The organism is Exiguobacterium sp. s149, assembly GCF_018618395.1.
Classification (GTDB): domain Bacteria; phylum Bacillota; class Bacilli; order Exiguobacteriales; family Exiguobacteriaceae; genus Exiguobacterium; species Exiguobacterium chiriqhucha.
Window position 1 is genome coordinate 29046 of record NZ_JACSLZ010000014.1, and the last position, 18610, is coordinate 47655.

Sequence of the window (18610 nt, forward strand, 5' to 3'; positions counted from 1 at the left end):
CGGCCGTTTTTTGGTTAGAACGGATGTTTATTCAGCCAATGGCCACCGTCGAGGGAAATGCATTCCCCGTTCAAATAGCGCATCTCGTCCGACGCCATCCAATAGGCGAGGTCGGCAATCTCTTCCGGTGTCCCGAACCGGCCGAGCGGCACATTGCGGCGGATACGTTCGACCTCTTTGACGTGGACGGCGAGTTTGTCGGCTCCACCTGTCCGCTCAATCGGACCCGGGCTAATCGCGTTGACGCGCGCCCCGAACTGATATCCCCATTCGACGGCGAGTGTTCGCGTCAAATTGAGCACGCCAGCCTTGGCGGACGCGCTCGGTGCGACACCGGCGCCCGCTTGCCAGGCATACGACGCGACCATGTTGATGATGGAGCCGTCACGCAGTTGCTCCCGTTCCCAATGCTTGCCGAGCACGTGGGTGCAGTTGAACGTCCCGTTCAAGACGATGTCGATGACGCTCGTCCATCCGTTCGGCGTCAAGTCGAGTGTCGGGCAGACGAAGTTGCCGGCCGCGTTGTTGACGAGCGTGTGCACTGGACCGAACCGTTCAATGATTTGATCGAGAGCCACGGCACACGCCTCATAGTCACGCACATCGTGTTGCACGGCCATCGCTGCTCCGGCCCCGATGGCCTCCAGTTCGCCCATCGCCTCTTGTAGCCGCTCCTCGTTGCGACCGCTGATGGCGACGTTCCAGCCCTCGGTTTTGAATTTTAACGCCATCGCCTTGCCCATCCCCGATGAGCCACCTGTGATCCAAATCGTTTTCATACAAATCCCCCTTTGTAATGAATGGTCGTTCAGTTTATGTATTCGCTCAGCGAAGGGGCGATTCCTGCAAAAAAAAGTGACGGCCGTTGGGCCATCACTTCAGCTGCTCTAAATAGGTCAATCCGAGTTCACGGTCGATGCGATACATCGTCCCGGCGACTTTTTCGCCCCAATACGGGTCTGAGGCGTAATTGACGTTGACGCCTTCTTGTTTATTGCCAGGGAACGGCCCCCGGTCATAGGCGCCCGTCACGTACTTTTCGGCGAATAGTCGAGCCGCTGCGTCGATGCTCGCCTCGACAGATGGATAGGAGGCAGCATTTCCGCTCGGATCGTTGTCGGTCGCCTGGAAGCCGAACAAGTTATTCTTTTCCCGGGCGATGGCTGATGTACCGAACCCGGACTCGTGTCCGGCGACGGCCATGAGGAACAAGGCGTTAATGCCGAACTCTGCCTCGGCATCTTTGAAGGCGTCGCCTTTACCGGCGAGCGGGCTGTCGTCGAGTGTACCGAGAAATGCGTCGAGCTCGCGAGCCGAATTCGGTGCCTTCGACGCGATCGAAGCGAACTGGTATGGCGAATCGAACACGTCGCGCACGTCCTCCGTATAATAGCGGTCGGACGACTGTTGCGGCGCCGGTCCGACGAGGAACGTCCCGGCCAAGTTGCCGTTCGCCTCGACGGTATGGAACACTTGCCCGTCCCGCATTTGATAGAAGCCGCGACGCTCGACGACAGCGTCCGGATAAAGCGTCATGTCGGCCGGCTTCACGTAGACGTCGGCGCCGGAAATGTTCACCAACAAATGCTTGTCGGCCGTCTGCACGAGACGGAGTCGGGTCCCGCCGGCGACATACGACTGCCGTTTCTTAAACTCGGCGTCCTGATAGAGGTTTGTGATTCGGTCGGTCGGTGTGACGGCGATGCCAGTGCCAATGAAGTCGATGACGTCGCCTGACGCATCGAGCAGGGCACGGTTGCCCCCACGTTCCATATAGGCCCGCGCCTCGTCGAGTGACTCAAATGATCGGGTCGAGACGTCCCCGCTGTCATAGGTCTGAACGGTATACGACCCGCTCGGACGGTCTTGGAGCCAAAGGAAACCTAAAACGGCGAGGGCGAGCGTTAGCATCGTGGGAATCACGCCACGTTTTTTTCTTTTCAATACGATCACTTCCAAACATATGGATTGCCAAACGGAAGAAACTAGTGAACAATTTTGTGAGAGAGGAGGAGATATTATGAAAATCGGATCACGTACGCTTAAGACGGCGGCAGCAGCCGGGATCGCCATGCTCATCTCCGAGACGATTCATCTCGATTACTACGTCTTCGCAGCCATCATCGCCATCCTCAGTATTCAGGAGACACGGAAAAAGTCGTTTCGGGCATCCTATGAGCGGGTCATGGCCAGCCTGATTGCGATTGGCATGGGGGCATTGATGTTCACCTTGCTCGGTTATTCACCGGCGACGCTCACACTTTATTTTGTCATGTTCATCCCGCTCGTTCAACAGCTCAAACTGCAGGACGGCATGATCACGAGTGTCGTCATCTTGACCCATCTATATACGGAAGGGCAGTTCTCGTTCGATTTGTTCGTGAACGAGTTGTTATTGATTGCCATCGGTGTCGGGGTAGGACTCGTCGTCAACATGTATATGCCGACACTCGATAAAGAGATCGAGCGCATCAAGGACAATATCGACCGGGCTCTCGCCGTTCACTTTTATGATGTGGCCGCCTGTGTCGAGACGGGCGTCTATAACAACCATTCGATGATGCTCTTGAAGACACGGGATTATTTGAAACAAGGGAAAGACCTTGCGCTCCGTCGCATGGGGAACTCGATTGGGAAGCGGAACGAAGACATGGATTACCTGTACTTTCGGATGCGAGAACGGCAGTATGACATCTTGAAGCGCATCGCCGAGAACTCCCGGGAGATCACGATGGTCGTCAATGAAGCCAAACCTGTCGCGACGTTCCTCCGACGCGTCGGCGACAACGTCAATCAACGGGCCGACGCTTCGACGTTCCTGCGGGAGCTCGAAGAGACGATTGAGCATTATCGAAAAAACGTACCCCTCCCCACGTCGCGTGAGGAATTTGAGGTACGTTCATCGCTATTAAATATTTTGTCGGACGTGAAAAGCTACTTGATTTTAAAAGAGCGGTATATCCTTCTGTTACAGGAACATGGCCACCCCGGACAAAAACGTGCTCAATAAAAAGATGGATACGATGACGACGACACCGATTTGAATAATGCGTTGACGCTTTTTCTGTTTCTTACTCATGACGTTCCTCCAAATGTGTTTGTCCTCATTGTACAGAATGGAAAAGGTTCGTGCAAACGGCACGAGTTTGTTATAATAACCTAGAAATGTTTGGATGGAGGGATGTTTTCATGGTAAACGAGAAACGAGTGCTTGACACATTTTTACAACTGGTCGGGATCGACTCAGAGACGAAAGAAGAAGCAGTCATCTGCGAGCATTTAAAGGCGGTCTTCACAGAGCTCGGATGCGACGTCTATGAAGACGATGCGTCGACAAAAACGGCTCATTCAGGTAACAACTTGATTATTACGCTACCGGCGACTAAACAAGGCGTCGACCCGATTTATTTCACGGCGCATATGGATACGGTCACACCAGGTAAAGGGATCAAGACGAGTATTCAAGACGGTTACGTCGTGACGGATGGGACGACCATCCTCGGGGCGGATGATAAAACCGGATTGACGGCGATGATCGAACTCGTTCGCGTGTTGACGGAACAAGCGATTCCACACGGTCAAATCCAGTTCGTGATTACAGTCGGAGAAGAATCTGGGCTCGTCGGGGCAAAAGTGCTCGATCTTTCGAAAATTGATGCGAAGTTCGGATTCGCGCTCGATTCGGATGGCCCGGTCGGCGACATTATCGTCGCAGCACCGACTCAGGCGAAAGTGAACGCCAAAATCTATGGCAAGACGGCTCATGCCGGTGTAGCCCCGGAAAAAGGTGTATCGGCGATTCAAATCGCGGCGAAAGCAATCGCGAAGATGAAATTAGGCCGCATCGATGATGAGACGACGGCAAACATCGGACGCTTCGAAGGCGGCCGTGCCACGAACATCGTCTGCGACTACGTCGAAGTCCTCGCCGAGGCGCGTTCATTGATTCATGAAAAAATGGAAGCACAAGCCGAAGCGATGAAACAAGCGTATCTTGACGCAGCTGAAGAACATGGCGGACGTGCGGAAGTCGACATCGACATCATGTACCCAGGCTTTAAGTTCGAAGAAGGGGACGAAGTCGTCGAAGTGGCGAAAGCAGCCGCGACAGCGATTGGCCGTCCAATTCGAATCTTGCATTCGGGCGGCGGTTCTGACGCCAACGTGATTGCCGGCGGTGGGATTCCGACCGTCAACCTTGCTGTCGGATATGAAGAAATTCATACGACGAACGAGCGTATGCCACTCGTCGAACTGTACAAGTTGGTTGAATATGTCGTTCAAATTGTCGAGCTCGTCGCGACACCTAAAACGAAATGAAAAAGAGCCGACGTGATGTCGGCTCTTCCTATGTGTTCGAGCTATTATGCGGCGAACTCCAACGATTCTAAAACGAGTTCGTCTGAACAGTGAAGTTCCATCGCTATGTCGTGAATGAGGATTGAGGTGCCTAATTCTTGTTGGTGTTTGCGATTCATTGAAGTCGCCCGTTCCCGGATCTGTTGATAGATTGAGTCGGAATGTTCAACTTTCTTCATCACGGATCACATCCTTTTTCAACGATTGCCTACAGTATAGCATGGAATGGACGACAAGAAAGGACAATATTATTTATGAAGTTACAATTTTTAGGAACTGGATCCGGTATGCCGTCAAAACAACGGAACGTCTCGGGGTTGGCACTTACGCTTGCGAAACAGACGTGGCTTATCGATTGTGGCGAGGCGACCCAGCACCAAATGTTGCATACGAAAGTCAAGCCGCGCAAAGTCTCCGCCGTCTGGGTGACACACCTTCACGGAGATCACGTCTTCGGTCTGCCCGGGTTTCTGTCGACGCGCTCGGCGCTCGACGGGTCGAGCCCGCTCACCTTGTATGGACCGAAAGGCATCAAGAAATGGCTCGAGTTGACGATGAAAGTAACCGGTTCTTATCTCGGCTATGACTTGACGATTGTCGAGTACGAGGACGGCGATACGTTCGAACAGGACGGGCACATCGTCACGGTCAGACGGCTTGACCATCGCTTTCCGTCTTATGGATTCCGCATCGAAGCGCCGGAACGACCGGGCGCATTGCTCGTCGAAAAAGTGAAGGCGCTCGGCATCCCGAGCGGACCGATTTATCGGACGATCAAGCAGTCTGACACGTTCGAGTTTGAAGGGAAAACGTACGCCTCTAAAGAATACGTCACTGACGCGGTCCCAGGACCGGTCGTGGCGATTCTAGGCGATACGGTCCCTTGTCCGAACGCAGCCATCCTCGCCACTGGCGTCGACGTGCTCGTTCATGAAGCGACGTTCATGCAAGCAGAGGCGAAACTCGCCCGTCAATACGGCCACTCGACGACAGTCGAGGCGGCAACGCTCGCAAAAACGGCGCAAGTCGGCCGTTTGATTGTCACGCATATCTCGGCCCGCTATCAAGGTCGAGACGAGGCGTTTGTGGATGAAGTACGCACCGTGTTTCCAGATAGCCATGTAGCGACTGACTTCTTCGAGTTTACAGTGGGGGATTAACGTGACAGTACAACTATACGTATGGCTAGTCTTTTTCGTCATCAGTACGTTGCTAGGTTTACGCTTAAATCAACTGAAAGAACCGGAACCAAACTTTCTTATCAAATTTTTATTTTTTTCATTGCTCGGGATCGTTTCATTCCCGATTGGTGGCTTTCATATTCCAATCGGATTCCTGATGTCGTTCTTATTCTTCCCGAAACGCAATAGCCGCTATAAATGGTACGGGGCGCTCGTCGGGTTCTTTTTCTTCATCGTCCTGTTGTTCGTCCCGCTCTTTGATCAATCCGAATTCCGGGCCGAGTCACAACAGATTGGAACGGTGTCGATTAAAGACGAGACGTTTGACGAGATGACGGACAACATTCTGCGCCGGATCAACAGTGAGTCCATCAAACTCGACCGAAGCAAAATGATTTTCAGCGAGGACGGTGAACTCCGTTCGCTCGAATATTTGCTCATGGTCGAACGCGCAAATTCGTATCAACAGATTCGAATCAACTACGACGAATCGGGCGAGCTGACGTATCGTCAAGTCGATGAACTGAATAAGGACTCGGGAAGTGCGTTCTTCGAGAAACTCGTCGACTTTGAACATATGCTCGACGCGATCCGGAAACCGGCCTGGTCTGAATTCACGACCCAAGTCGATGCCCCGTTCCTCCAGTTCTCATTCGATGGGCTGTACGATATGTACACGTTCGAGAATGAGTCGATGCTCATGATCAATCGGGATAATCGCCTCGTCAAGTTCTGGTTGCAACGCGAGCCGGTGCTCGCCAACAGCATTCAATTGTCGGGATTGAGCCAGCAAGGGCGGACGACGGGTGAGAAATACACGATTCTATACAACTACTCTATCCATCAACGAGAGGATTTGACTGATTTATGAAAAAATTGCTTCTGATGAGTTTACTAGTCCCGCTTTTGACCGCATGCGGAGGGGATACGACATCGACCGAGGAAGCGGCTTGTGATGTCGAGCCGACGATTTCTGTTTACAATGCGGCGACCGAAGAGACGCTGTTCAATGAGAAGAGTGTGTGCTTAGAAGAAGGGGCGACGGTACTCGATGCCCTTGAAGCGACCGAGCTTGACATTGAATCGGTCGGCGACGGAGACATGACTTATGTCACGGCCGTTGACGGAATTGAAGAGAAGTCGGCCGGACAATCCTCAGGCTGGGTTTACGCCTTCAATGGTAGCCCGGGCGATGAAGGCGCCGGAGCCAAAGAAGTCGAATCGACCGACATCATTCAATGGCGGTTCGAAGAAGATGCGATTTCTTTCTTCGAATGAGGCAGATTGGGAGCGCAGACATCCGGTCACGCTCCTTTTCTTCTTACTCGTCCATTTGTACGTGTTGACATACTTGAATGACTCGATTTGGCTCCTCCTTGGTCTGTTCGGTTTGTTACTGATGGAACGACGGTTTCCACTGGCGATGCTCGGTGTTATCCTCGCGTTCTTATTGATTTCACTTGCCCCGTTCGTTCTCGGTTGGAGGATTTCGGTCGGTGGTGTCACAAATCAATTGATTCCACTCGCGACTTTTTTGTTCGGTATGATTTGGGTCAATCGATTCATGCGCCTCGAGCGTTTATTGCCGTTCTTGAACAAATGGCCTCGTTCGACAAGGTTGCTGTACGGCGGTTGGGCGCTCGTCCCGACGATGGAACGGGCGGTCCGTCTATCGTTGGCGAGTCATCCGCGACGTGACTGGCAAGAGGCGGTCGTCGTCGGCATCGACAGTCAACGCCTCGAGCCGGTGTATGTGACGAATCGGATGCGACGCTTTGAAAAACATGATTGGATTCAATGTCTCGTCCTTGCTGGATTCGGGTCGCTAGCGTTGCTGGTCACACCGGTTGTTTGGCTTCTATATCCATATTTGACGAAGGGAGGGGTACGAGATGCGTTGGTTATCCTTGGCAGACGGACATGAGGAATTGGAGCAATGGGTAGAGGCGGAACATGCGCGAGTCGTCCACCTCGATACCCCGCTCGCTGGGAAGGTCGCGTCGCTCATTTCTGGGAGTGACGCCCTGCGCGGAGCCGAGCTGGCAGCCATTCTTCAAATCGATCACCTGTTCCATAAACGATTCGACGAATGCTCGAGCGGGGAACGGCAACTTGTTCGAATCGCGCACGCGCTCGCGGATTCATCCGAGGCACTCGTCTTGATTGAGCCGTTCCGACATTTGGATCGGTTTCGGGTCGAGCATTTGACGATGTTACTCAGTAGGCTGACCGCACTCGGTGTTCGGGTCGCTTACACGGACAGGACGCGCGAACATACCCCGTCCGGCGCATTCCACGTCAATCCGACCGTGAACGAGCCCCGGCTCGTCGTCACGGACGTGTCTTATCGTCATCCGTTGCAGGCGTCCTATGCGGTCGAGCATGTATCGTATGAGGCGAAGCGAGCGGGACTGACCATCTGCATCGGGACGAACGGGAGCGGCAAATCGACATTGCTCGAATTGATCGCCAAAAGCGTCCGACCGTTGTATGGGAAGGTCAAATGGACCGAACGGCCGGTCTATTTACCGGCTGAACAAGAGTATGGCCCGTTCCCGCATGCAAAGAATCGTCGCGTCGCCCAACTGCAAGCCGTCTTCGCATCCGAAGCCTCGCTGTTCTTACTGGACGAGCCGAGCGTCGGCTTGACCGAGCAAGAGCGAGCTCAGTTTGAACGGGCGTTAATCGAGAAAGCCGCGACGGCACATATTTTATGTGCGACCCATGACGAACGATTGATTCAGGCGGCGGATCGAATCGTGTGCCTGTCGAACGGCACACTCGTCTTTGATGGAACTGTAGCCGAGTATACGGAACGGAGTGCGCTATGGTCACATACGTCGTCATCCTGTTGATTGCGGCGGGAGTCATGTCAAGATTTGAGCGGACGGATCTCCCAATCGCCGTTTTGACCCAGATTCTCACCCTGGCTGTCATCGGACGCTGGCTGTTCGTGGCCATCCCGAACGTGCAACCGTCGACGGCGTTGCTCATGTTGACGGCCTTGTATTTCGGGTTCACGAGCGCCGCCATGCTGGCGCTGTTCGTCCCGATTTTATCGGGACTGTTGCTCGGGCTCGGACCGTTCGTCTTGTTTCAATTTTTAGGATGGCTCCTCGTCGTACTCGTGGTCATCCTGCTCAAACCGTTGCTCCGACGCTCGCGCTGGCTACTTGCTGGCGTCGGTCTCTTGAGCGGTTTTCTCTATGGCTGGACGGCCAATCTATCGTTCGCGGAGGTCATCGGAGCCGACTTCGTCAAGCTGCTCGTACTCAGTCTGCCGTTCGATGCGGCCCACGGCATCGGGAACGCCGTCTTCCTCGTCTTGTTGCACGATCTATTCGTTCGCATATTTGTGCGGGAAGTCGGGTAAAAAAGGATATCACACCGAGTGAGGTGACACGTGCATGAGCGGATACGTCAATCTGGTTGAAATCGGTTGGTTTCTTTTCATCGGACTGTTGTTTATGGGACTCAATCTATTGTTGATGTCACGTCGGTTCTTACGGACGCGCTACGGGATGCTCAGCATCCTCGGGGCTAGCGTCTGGCCGGCACTCATGATCGTCTTATCCGTCCGAGGCGGAAGCGTCCTTGGCGGGCTGACGGAACGAACGCTCACGCTCGAAAGCGCGTTGGCTTGGTCGGTCGTCGTTGCGACGGCACTGATGGTCTGTATCCCGGGCGTGTCACTCATCCGGCGCATGATTCAGCTATCAAAGTCTTAAGTAAATGTCATCACGCAAGGAGGAGGCCCCACAACGGGGACCTCCTCCTTTTTTACATACAACATCACTTCAGACCGTTGACGCCTCTTCCGATCCGCCATCCGATGGTTTTTGGAAGCGGCGCAATATCTCCAGGCTGACCGCACGCGGCATCAGCTTGGCCGCGGCGACGAGCAGTTGGTTCGAGACGCCCGGCACGATGACACGTTTGTTGGTCATCACGCCTTTATAGCCGAAGAAGGCGACGAGATGAGACGGCATTTTCGACACCATCATCTCACTGCCGGCCCGATTGAAGAAACCGGTATCGGTCGGCCCCGGACAGAGGACGCTCACATGCACGCCAGTCCCTTTCATCTCGGCATGCAGCGCTTCGGTGAGTGATAATACGTACGCCTTCGTCGCATAGTAGACCGCCATATACGGACCTGGTTGGAAGGCGGCGACCGAGGCGACGTTCAACACGTAGCCATGGTTCCGTTCCACCATGCCCGGCAAATACGCTTTCGTCAATTCCGTCAAGGCGTTGACGTTCAAACGGACTTCTTCGGCCTCGGTCTCGGCATCGAGCTCGATGAACTCGCCGGCCGTCCCGAAACCGGCGTTGTTGATTAAAAAGTCGACCGTCAGCCCGGCGTCGGCAATCGCACTCGTCAGCCTTTTTACGGCCTGATGTTCAGACAAGTCGAGGGCGAAGACATGAACGCTGACACGGTAACGCTTCTCGAGTACTTTTTTTAATTCGTGTAACCGCGGCTCGTTGCGAGACACGAGGATGCAATCAAATCCATCCCGCGCCGCTAAGACGGCAAGGTCGAGTCCGATTCCGGTCGAGGATCCAGTGATTAAGGCTGTTTTTGTCAAAATCGTTCACTCCTTCGATGTAAAAAGTCATACATTGTTACTGATTTCTTCACGAGTTGTTAAATTCCTGCTCGGTCATCCCGTCAAAACATGTGCTAGAGTATAGCGAGAATATGTGATTAGGCTCACAAAGTGAGGAGAAGAAACCAGATGATGATTCAGCTAGTGACTACAGCACAGAGCGTCGAACAGGCCGAGGCACTAATGATGGCCGGTTCTGACCGCATCTATATCGGAGAAGCAACATACGGGTTACGCCACAAGGGGGATTGGTCGTTGGAGGCTGTGCGGGAAGTCACAGCCATCGCCCACCGTTATGGCAAAGAAGTGACCGTCGCCGTCAATAATTTGATGCACAATCATCAGATTGAGACGTTGCCTGATTATTTAACGGCATTGAAAGACATCGGAATCGATAGTGTGACGGCCGGTGACCCGGGCGCCATCCGCTTAATCCGTAATGCAAATATCCCCTATTGGTATGATGCTCAAACGCTCGTCACGTCGGCCCGACACATTCAATTTTGGGGAAAGCGCGATGCCATCGGGGCCATCGCGGCCCGGGAAGTGACGCTGGTCGAACTCGGACTGATTCAACAGCAAATCGGATTGCCGGTCGAAGTTCAAGTGTATGGCCCGACGTGCATCCACCACTCGAAGCGCCCGTTGTTGACGAACTATTTCAAAGAAATCGGTCGGCCGAGTGACCAGGCGGGCATGCGTGAATATTACGTCAGTGAACCATCCGATGCGACGAGCCGCTATCCGGTGTATGAAGACGAAAACGGGACGCATGTGTTCTCTCAGGATTTGACGCTCATGGGACAACTGCCCGTCCTATTGACGGGTGGATTGCATACGTGGAAGCTCGAGGGCTGGCACGCGGGTGACGCGTTCGTCGACATCGTCCGCCTGTTTGATAAGGCCCGCTCCGATTTGTTGAACGGTCGCTTCGACCGTCTCGGCATGGAACGGCGCCTCGCCGAACTGCAACCGGAACAATTCCGGCTCGGGACGGGATTATTGTTACGAAATCCAGAAGAGATCAAGTGAGGGATCGACATGAAAAAACGACCAGAATTATTAGCACCGGCCGGCAATTTAGAAAAATTGAAGATGGCGATTTTGTATGGGGCGGATGCGGTCTTTATCGGGGGGCAACAGTTCGGGCTCCGCTCGCGGGCCGGCAACTTCGGCTATGACGAGATGGCCGAGGGCGTCGCGTTCGCCCATGAACGTGGGGCGAAAGTATACGTCGCCGCGAATATGGTCACCCATGAAGGGGATATCGATGGCGCAGGAGCGTTTTTCTGTAAACTCCGTGATATCGGCATCGATGCCGTCATCGTCTCCGACCCGGCCATGATTGAGGTTTGTCTCACGGATGCTCCGGGGCTGCCGGTCCATCTGTCGACGCAGGCATCGGCGACGAACTATGAGACGCTTCGCTTTTGGCGAGAGGAAGGGTTGGAGCGAATCGTCCTCGCCCGAGAAGTATCGATGGAAGAGATTAGAGAAATGAAGCGCCAAGTCGATGTCGAGATTGAGACGTTCGTCCATGGGGCGATGTGCATTTCGTACTCGGGTCGTTGCACGCTGTCGAACCATATGGCACTTCGTGATGCGAACCGTGGCGGTTGCGCCCAGTCATGCCGTTGGAAATACGGCTTCTTTGAAGCGGATGAGCTATTGACTGATGAGATGGCGGCACGTGACGAAGAACCGTTCTCGATGAGCTCAGTCGATTTGGCGATGGTGCGCCATATCCCGGATTTGGTCGAGGCTGGTGTCGATAGCTTGAAAATCGAGGGCCGGATGAAATCGATTCATTACGTGGCGACGGTTTGTAACGTCTATCGGCAAGTCATCGATGCGTACTGTGACGATCCTGATGGCTTCGTGTTCGATCCGACCTGGGAAGAAGAGATTTGGAAAGCGGCGCAACGTGAACTCGCGACCGGATTCTATTACGGCGTCCCGACCGAGAACGAGCAACTGTTCGGCAAACCGCGCGCCATCCCGCAATATGCGTTCGCGGCCCGCGTCATCTCGTACGATGCGTCGACACAGCTGGCGACACTTGAGCAACGGAACCATTTCCGACGCGGGGAAGAAGTCGAGTTCTTCGGTCCCGGTTTCGTCCATTTCTCGCAACGAATCGAGGAACTGTACGATGAATCAGGGGAAAGACTTGAGACGGCGAACCAGGCGATGATGACGGTACGCGTCAAGGTCGAGCGACCGGTCGCGACCGACTTCATCATGCGCAAGCGAAAAGCCGGTGTCGTGAACACACACGAACCGAGTCACGTCTGACACATCCGGCAAGACAACATAGTCGACCGTTCCATCCAATCTTGCTACCCTGTTAACATAGACGACAAAGGGGATGGAAGCATGAATCAAAATACGGAGCAGCTCCGGACCGACCCGATTGGCCGCTTGCTGTTCAAGCTGTCGCTGCCGGCGATGATCGGGATGCTGGTGACGGCACTGTACAATATCATTGATACGATCTTCGTCGCCCGCGGCATCGGGGCAACTGCCGTGGCTGCTATCGGGATCGCGTTCCCGATTCAAATGATTCTCATGGCCGTCTCGAGTGCGGTCGGATTGGGCGGGGCGTCCATTAGTTCACGGAAACTCGGTAAAGGCGACGATGCCGGTGCCGCCGTCACGTTTTTGAACGTCCTCGTCCTCGTCGGCGTGTTCGCTGCCTTCGCGGTCAGTTCCGCCTTCTTCATGCTGGATGACATTTTGAAAGTGTTCGGGGCGACATCAGCCATCATGGAATTGAGCCGACAATACTTATCGGTCGTGTTGATCAGCTCGCCGTTCTTCATGTTCACGCTGGCGGCGAGCGCGATGGTGCGTGCCGAAGGGCAGGCGCCCTATCAGATGAAAGTGATGCTCACGACCGTCGTCGTCAACTTGGTGACGACGCCGTTGTTCATCTTCACGTTCGGGTGGGGCATATACGGGGCGGCTTGGTCGACGGCGCTCGCTCAAGTCGTCGGGTCGGTGCTCATGCTCCGTTTCTTTTTCGCAAAAAATCGCCGCACCGATCTCGATTTCCAATGGCGAAAGTTCCGATTACGGTTCGGCGAATTGAAGGAGATTATGGCGATCGGTTCGTCTTCGTTCATCATGATGGTGTCGCAGTCGATTTTGTTCGTCGCGGTCAACGTCATGCTCGGTACGTATGGGGGGACCGAGGAACTTGCCATCTTCGCGATCATCAATAAATTCATGGCGCTCGTCGGCATGCCGATTATGGGCATCGTCCAAGGCATGCAGCCGATCGTCGGCTACAATTTTGGGGCCAAACAATTCAATCGGATGCGGGAGACGATTTGGACGGCGATGCGGGCCGGGATTGCGATTGCCGTCATCATCTGGTTGACGCTCCAATTGATCCCGGAACAGTTGATGCGCATGTTCACGACCGACGCCAACTTGATCGCCGGCGGTGTGACGGCGATTCATGTGCTATTCGCCGTCTCGTTCCTCCCGAGTGTGCAAATGCTCGTCAACGGCATCTATCAATCACTCGGGAAGGCCAGGGTCGCAATGTTCTTGTCGCTGTCGCGTCAGACGCTCTATACGATTCCGCTCGTCTTCATCTTGCCGAACTTCCTCGGCGTGTTCGGCGTCTGGCTCGCATTCCCGATTGCCGACGCGATGACGTTCCTGACGGCGGTCGGCATGGCGGTGTGGGACCGCAAGCTCTTATTCCGCCCGTCGGAAGATGAAATCGAAGCGAAAGCAACCAATTTATGAAGTGACGTCCGTTCTGGTAGAGCGGGCGTCTTCTTTTAGGAACAAGTAGATTCCGCCGAGGAGGACGGCCGCGCCGATCCACTGCATGACGCCGAGGCGTTCCTCAAAGAAGACATAGCCGAACAGCATGCCCCATAGCGCTTCCCCAAGAATCGTGATGCTGACCACGGTCGCACTGACGCGGGCGAGCGCATAGTTGAACAAGTTATGCCCCAAAATCGTCGGGAAAAAGGCGAGCGCGAGGAAATACCACCAGTTGACCGATTCGAACGCGGTGAACGTCGTCCCCCGGACGAGAAGCATGAAGCAAAGGACGACCGTCGCGACGAAATAGACGCTGAACGAGTATGTATTCGTGTTCATCTCGGTCCGGACGTGTTGACCGACGAGCCAATAGCCGGCGATGAGCAGCGCCGCGATTAAGGCGAGCAGGTCCCCGAACAACGCTTCACGTCCGAGTTGAATATCGCCGGCCGCGACGAGCATGCCTCCTAAGACAGCGATGAGCGCGAAGGCCAAACCTTTCCGAGTCGGATTGCGTTTAAAGATCAAGGCGTTTCCGATTAAGACAAAAATCGGACTCGAGGTGACGAACAGTGTCGAGCTGGCGACCGTTGTATAATCGAGCGATAAAAACCAGAGCCAAAAATGGAACGCGAGCAACGTCCCGCTGAGCAGCAAGGCGTAACGCGTCATGAGCCGTGTCCGGAGGAGTGACTTGAAGTCGACGAAAGGCAATAACATCAGACAGGTGATGAGCATCCGGTAAAACGCGGCCGTCTCGGCCGGTGCGGACGTCCATTTGACGAACAAGACGCTCGTCGATAAGAAAAAGACGGCGGCGAATAAAATAAGATAAGACAAGAGACATCCCCCTTTATGTTGTGCATACTCTTCTAATGATATTATAGAATAGATAAGAAAATACATTCTTTCTCGAAAGTGTCGTTCCGACAAGAGATTTCGGATGACTTTGAAAGTAGGGATCCTATGAGATTAATCATTGCGGAGAAACCGTCGCAAGCTCAAAAGCTGGCTGCGCCGTATCCATCCAAAAAGAAAAAAGACGAGATTGAGATCGCTTCGTGTGCCCGTTTCCCGGAAGGTGCCATCGTCGTCTGGGCGGTCGGTCATTTATGTGAACTTCAAGAACCGTCCCATTATAAGCCGGAATGGAAATCGTGGAAATATGAGTCACTCCCGATTGTCCCGGACCGATTCGACTATCGCATCTCGAAAGGCAAGTCAAAACCGTTCCAGACGATCAAGAAGTGGTTGCATGACCGATCCATCACCGACGTCATCATCGCGTCCGATGCCGAGCGGGAAGGGGAGGCCATCGTCCGACTCATTTTACGACTCGCCGGCAATCAAAAACCGTTGTCGCGCCTGTGGATCTCGAGTTTGACCGAGCAGGCGGTCGACCGCGGCTTCGCCGCGCTCTTACCGGGCGATCAGACCGTCCCGTACTATCACGAGGCGATGAGTCGCGCCTGCGCCGACTGGCTCGTCGGCATGAACGCCTCCCGCGCGTATACGACGTTGTTGAAGACGATTGGCATCGAGGACGTATTCTCGCTCGGTCGTGTCCAAACACCGACGCTCGCCTTGATCGTCAATCGCGAAAGCGAGATTAAGCAGTTCGTGCCAGAACCGTATTTCGAGGTCGAAGCGACGCTCCAAAAAGGGCGCGGCACGTTCAAAGCGAAATACACGATCGGCAAGACGACGAAACTTAAGACACGCGCTCAAGCCGACGCGGTCGTCAACCGGGCGACCGGGACGGCGATCGTGCATTCCATTGACAAGGAAGAGAAGACGGAACAACCGCCGTTTTGGTTCAGCTTATCGGGTCTGCAGGCCGAGGCCGGCAAGCGGTTCGGCTTCGGGGCGAAGAAGACGCTCGATATCGCCCAAAAGCTATATACGAAAGGCTGGATCAGCTATCCTCGGACCGATTCGAGTTTCGTCACACCGGACGAGGCGACGTTGTTCCCGCAGACGAAAGCGCGCCTATTGAAGTCCACGGCCTATGCCGGACTGAAGGACGTGTTGACCGAGAACCCGTCCCGCAACAGCCGCTACGTCAATGCGAAAAAGGTCAGTGATCACTATGCGATCATCCCGACCGAGGCGTGCGGGGATGTCGCCCGACTCAGCGGGGACGAGGCGAAGCTATACGATTTGATCAATCGACGTTTTTTGGCGGCGTTCGCCCCGCCGGCCAAATTGGAGAAAACGACGGTCGATCTCATGGATGGGGACGACTTGTACCGGGCCAAAGGGACGGTCGTCGTCAGTCCCGGTTATCGTCAAGTCGTCGAGATGAAGTCCAAAGACGTCGAACTCCCGGCGCTCACACTCGGCGAACCGTTGACGGAAAAGAAAGTCGAAGTGCTGTCGAAACAGACGGAACCGCCGAAACGGTATACGGAAGGCGCGCTCATCATGGCGATGAAAGTGGCCGGGAAACAGCTCGACGACGAGGAATTGATTCACATCATGAAAGAAGTCGAAGGGCTCGGCACGGAGGCGACTCGAGCCAATATCATCGATGGTTTGAAGAAGCGGGGTTATGTCGACCTGCAAAAGAAAGAGCTCGTCCCGACCGACAAGGGACGTCTATTGATTGACGTGCTCGGCGACAGCATCCTCGCCTCGCCGGCCATGACCGCCAAATGGGAGAAGCGCCTCAACGAGATCGGGCAGGCCTCAGCCTCGGCCGCCGAATTCATCGACCAGGCGAAAAAGATGTCGATTCATATCGTCGAAGAGGCGAAAGCGCGCGTCGAGACGGCGAACCCGGAAGGCTACACGATCGAGGCCCGACGCTTCGGTAAAAAATCGGCGTCCCGGCCGAAAGCCTCGTTCGGCGTCTGTCCGAGTTGCGGAAAGGGGCTCGTCGAGCATCCGAAGTTCATCGGCTGCAGCGGCTACCGCGAAGGTTGCAAGTTCACGATGTCGAAGCAAGTGCTCGGTGTCGGGATTGCCAAAGATGAGCTGAAACAGATGATCAACGGTGGGCAATCGAACGTGCATACGTTCAAAAAAGGGGACAAAACGTTCGATGCTGCGCTTTATCTCGAGAAAGGGGCACTTCGCTTCGAATTCAAATAAAAAATAGAGCCATCGGCCGATGGCTCTATTTTTTCTGCTGTTCTTCTTCAGTGATACGGCGATTGATCTCATCATAATCGAGCACGATGTCGTCCTTGTTATCTTTATAGGCATATCCTTTTTGAATGACGACGATTGACGCGATCAAGACGAGCAAGATAATCAAACCGCTCACAGCGAATATCCATCCCATGCGGCATTCCTCGCTTTCGTACTTCTAGTATGCCAAAAACAAAAGAGAATCTCCATCTTTGAACCACTTCGAACTGTCACAGCATTGAAATACCTAATGAAGCGATTAGATATGATACAATAATGTATAGAAGAACACTGACAGAGAAAGTAGGGATGACTATGGCGATTCTGATTGTGGACGACGAACCGGTCAATACGATGGTTCTCGAACAATTATTGCATCAACATGATTATGAGACGATTTCGGTCTCGAGTGGTGAAGATGCGCTCGCGCTCCTGATGGACCCGCAAGCCCCGTCGCTATACGACCTTGTCCTGCTTGATGTTGAGATGCCAGGCATCTCTGGAATCGAGACGTGCAAACGGATTCGACAGATGAGCGGCTATGAAGAGCTTCCCGTCACTATGGTCTCGGGTCGCACCGAAGAAAAGCAAATCGCGGAAGGTCTCGACGCCGAAGCGTCCGACTATACGACCAAACCGATAAAAATCACAGAACTGCTCGCGCGAATCCGCTCCGCACTCCGGTATAAAGCGGCCGTCGACGAACGGAAAAAATATGAGGCGCGGTTGCAATACGACCTCGATCTCGCGCAAAAGATTCAACAGAGCGCGTTGACCCCGCCCATCAGTAACGATGAGATTGACGTCCGGGCGCTATACTTGCCGTCCAAAAAACTGGCTGGGGACATGTACGCCTGGTTCCAGGTCGCCCCTGACCGCTACGGCGTCATCATCTTCGATGTGATGGGGCACGGTGTCTCATCGGCGTTGATTACGATGGGCATCCGCTCGATTTTGCCCGGTCTCGTCAGCAACGTCCAATATCCGGTCGATGTGATGAGTGAGTTGAACCGTCAGATGACATTCTTGTTCTCGGGAGAGGACATGCAGAGCTATTTCACGGCGGTCTACTGTTATATCGACACGACGAAACGGCAAATCGAGTACGTCAACGCCGGTCACCCGCCGGTCATCGTGACGTCGGACTCGGGCGTGACTCGTCTTGAGACGACCGGTGTCCCGGTCGGCATGTTCGAGGAGCCGAATTTTGAGTCAAACGTCGTCGACATCGAACCGGGGATGACGATGCATATGTATACGGACGGATTGATGGAATGTTACAGCAAAGACATCGACGACGGCATCCGTTGGCTCGAGAAGGACGTCGTGTCATACGGGCTTGACTACGCCCGTCACGTCGCCGAACAGCTCGTCCCTAAAATCGAGATTGACGACGACTTGTGTCTCGTCACGGTCAAATTGATGTAAAAAGATGGTGTCGCCCCAACGGGAAACTGGGCTAACCTAAATTTTTGAGACAATATAAAAACACCTTCGCAGTGGTACACTTAAAAAAAGTGCTAGCATCGGAGGTGTTTTTGC

20 protein-coding genes are annotated in these 18610 nt (G+C 54.1%); 14 read left to right on the forward strand and 6 right to left on the reverse strand.

Annotated elements, in window-relative coordinates:
• Positions 1–14 precede the first annotated feature (14 nt).
• Positions 15–779 carry a 2,4-dienoyl-CoA reductase gene (gene fadH / locus KNP81_RS14100; protein ID WP_214720386.1) on the reverse strand — a complete coding sequence of 255 codons (765 nt, stop codon included), beginning with the start codon at positions 777–779 and terminating at the stop codon, positions 15–17.
• A gap of 94 nt (positions 780–873) precedes the next feature.
• Positions 874–1953: an N-acetylglucosaminidase gene (locus tag KNP81_RS14105; protein WP_353048097.1), complete on the reverse strand. Its 1080-nt coding sequence runs from the start codon at positions 1951–1953 to the stop codon at positions 874–876.
• 67 nt (positions 1954–2020) lie between these two features.
• Here KNP81_RS14105 and KNP81_RS14110 point away from each other — a divergent pair, with 67 nt between their 5' ends.
• Together KNP81_RS14110 and KNP81_RS14115 are read left to right on the forward strand one after the other, a co-directional pair.
• Positions 2021–3010 carry an aromatic acid exporter family protein gene (locus tag KNP81_RS14110; protein WP_214720388.1) on the forward strand — a complete coding sequence of 330 codons (990 nt, stop codon included), beginning with the start codon at positions 2021–2023 and terminating at the stop codon, positions 3008–3010.
• Positions 3011–3189: 179 nt separating this feature from the next.
• A complete protein-coding gene (locus KNP81_RS14115) occupies positions 3190–4320 on the forward strand; it encodes a M20/M25/M40 family metallo-hydrolase (protein WP_029595289.1) in 1131 nt (376 codons plus the stop codon).
• Positions 4321–4364: 44 nt separating this feature from the next.
• On the opposite strand, the gene KNP81_RS14120 is transcribed toward KNP81_RS14115, so the two are convergent.
• Positions 4365–4538 carry a hypothetical protein gene (locus tag KNP81_RS14120; RefSeq protein ID WP_021067671.1) on the reverse strand — a complete coding sequence of 58 codons (174 nt, stop codon included), beginning with the start codon at positions 4536–4538 and terminating at the stop codon, positions 4365–4367.
• Between the two features lie 75 nt (positions 4539–4613).
• Here KNP81_RS14120 and rnz point away from each other — a divergent pair, with 75 nt between their 5' ends.
• The 7 genes from rnz to KNP81_RS14155 are packed head-to-tail and all read left to right on the forward strand — an operon-like array spanning position 4614 to position 9268.
• Positions 4614–5519: a ribonuclease Z gene (gene rnz, locus KNP81_RS14125; protein WP_214720389.1), complete on the forward strand. Its 906-nt coding sequence runs from the start codon at positions 4614–4616 to the stop codon at positions 5517–5519.
• 1 nt (position 5520) lies between these two features.
• On the forward strand, positions 5521–6411 hold the full coding sequence (locus KNP81_RS14130) for a hypothetical protein (RefSeq protein WP_214720390.1): 891 nt from the start codon (positions 5521–5523) through the stop codon (positions 6409–6411).
• The gene (locus tag KNP81_RS14135) at positions 6408–6818 is read left to right on the forward strand and encodes a DUF4430 domain-containing protein (RefSeq protein ID WP_021067668.1); all 411 of its coding nucleotides are present in this window, start codon (positions 6408–6410) and stop codon (positions 6816–6818) included. Before KNP81_RS14130 ends, KNP81_RS14135 begins: the two co-directional genes overlap by 4 nt.
• Positions 6796–7464, forward strand: a complete 669-nt coding sequence (locus KNP81_RS14140) for a hypothetical protein (protein WP_214720391.1) — start codon at positions 6796–6798, stop codon at positions 7462–7464. The genes KNP81_RS14135 and KNP81_RS14140 overlap by 23 nt, the downstream gene beginning before the upstream one ends.
• A complete protein-coding gene (locus KNP81_RS14145; RefSeq protein WP_214720392.1) occupies positions 7433–8395 on the forward strand; it encodes an ATP-binding cassette domain-containing protein in 963 nt (320 codons plus the stop codon). The genes KNP81_RS14140 and KNP81_RS14145 overlap by 32 nt, the downstream gene beginning before the upstream one ends.
• Complete coding sequence (locus KNP81_RS14150; protein WP_214720393.1) at positions 8368–8913, forward strand: hypothetical protein; 546 nt, start codon at positions 8368–8370, stop codon at positions 8911–8913. The genes KNP81_RS14145 and KNP81_RS14150 overlap by 28 nt, the downstream gene beginning before the upstream one ends.
• A gap of 34 nt (positions 8914–8947) precedes the next feature.
• Positions 8948–9268 (forward strand): hypothetical protein, encoded by a 321-nt coding sequence (locus KNP81_RS14155; protein WP_214720394.1) that lies wholly within the window; start codon positions 8948–8950, stop codon positions 9266–9268.
• Positions 9269–9337: 69 nt separating this feature from the next.
• Here KNP81_RS14155 and KNP81_RS14160 read toward each other — a convergent pair whose 3' ends face one another.
• Positions 9338–10132, reverse strand: a complete 795-nt coding sequence (locus tag KNP81_RS14160; RefSeq protein WP_251130370.1) for an SDR family NAD(P)-dependent oxidoreductase — start codon at positions 10130–10132, stop codon at positions 9338–9340.
• 150 nt (positions 10133–10282) lie between these two features.
• Between KNP81_RS14160 and KNP81_RS14165 the strand changes: the two genes are divergently transcribed.
• The 3 genes from KNP81_RS14165 to KNP81_RS14175 all read left to right on the forward strand — a co-directional run bounded on the left by KNP81_RS14165 (position 10283) and on the right by KNP81_RS14175 (position 13912).
• Positions 10283–11185, forward strand: coding sequence for a peptidase U32 family protein (locus KNP81_RS14165; RefSeq protein ID WP_214720395.1), 903 nt, complete (start codon positions 10283–10285; stop codon positions 11183–11185).
• A gap of 9 nt (positions 11186–11194) precedes the next feature.
• Entirely contained in the window at positions 11195–12448 is a 1254-nt protein-coding gene (locus tag KNP81_RS14170; RefSeq protein WP_214720396.1) for a peptidase U32 family protein, read from the forward strand.
• A gap of 81 nt (positions 12449–12529) precedes the next feature.
• On the forward strand, positions 12530–13912 hold the full coding sequence (locus tag KNP81_RS14175; RefSeq protein ID WP_214720397.1) for an MATE family efflux transporter: 1383 nt from the start codon (positions 12530–12532) through the stop codon (positions 13910–13912).
• On the opposite strand, the gene KNP81_RS14180 is transcribed toward KNP81_RS14175, so the two are convergent.
• Positions 13907–14776, reverse strand: coding sequence for a DMT family transporter (locus tag KNP81_RS14180; RefSeq protein ID WP_214720398.1), 870 nt, complete (start codon positions 14774–14776; stop codon positions 13907–13909). The genes KNP81_RS14175 and KNP81_RS14180 overlap by 6 nt on opposite strands.
• A gap of 126 nt (positions 14777–14902) precedes the next feature.
• Here KNP81_RS14180 and KNP81_RS14185 point away from each other — a divergent pair, with 126 nt between their 5' ends.
• Entirely contained in the window at positions 14903–17029 is a 2127-nt protein-coding gene (locus tag KNP81_RS14185) for a DNA topoisomerase III (RefSeq protein WP_214720399.1), read from the forward strand.
• A gap of 25 nt (positions 17030–17054) precedes the next feature.
• Here the strand turns inward: KNP81_RS14185 and ytzI are convergent, their stop codons facing one another.
• The gene (gene ytzI / locus KNP81_RS14190) at positions 17055–17222 is read right to left on the reverse strand and encodes a YtzI protein (protein ID WP_021067657.1); all 168 of its coding nucleotides are present in this window, start codon (positions 17220–17222) and stop codon (positions 17055–17057) included.
• Positions 17223–17383: 161 nt separating this feature from the next.
• Between ytzI and KNP81_RS14195 the strand changes: the two genes are divergently transcribed.
• The gene (locus KNP81_RS14195) at positions 17384–18496 is read left to right on the forward strand and encodes a PP2C family protein-serine/threonine phosphatase (protein ID WP_214720400.1); all 1113 of its coding nucleotides are present in this window, start codon (positions 17384–17386) and stop codon (positions 18494–18496) included.
• The last annotated feature ends 114 nt before the right edge of the window (positions 18497–18610 follow it).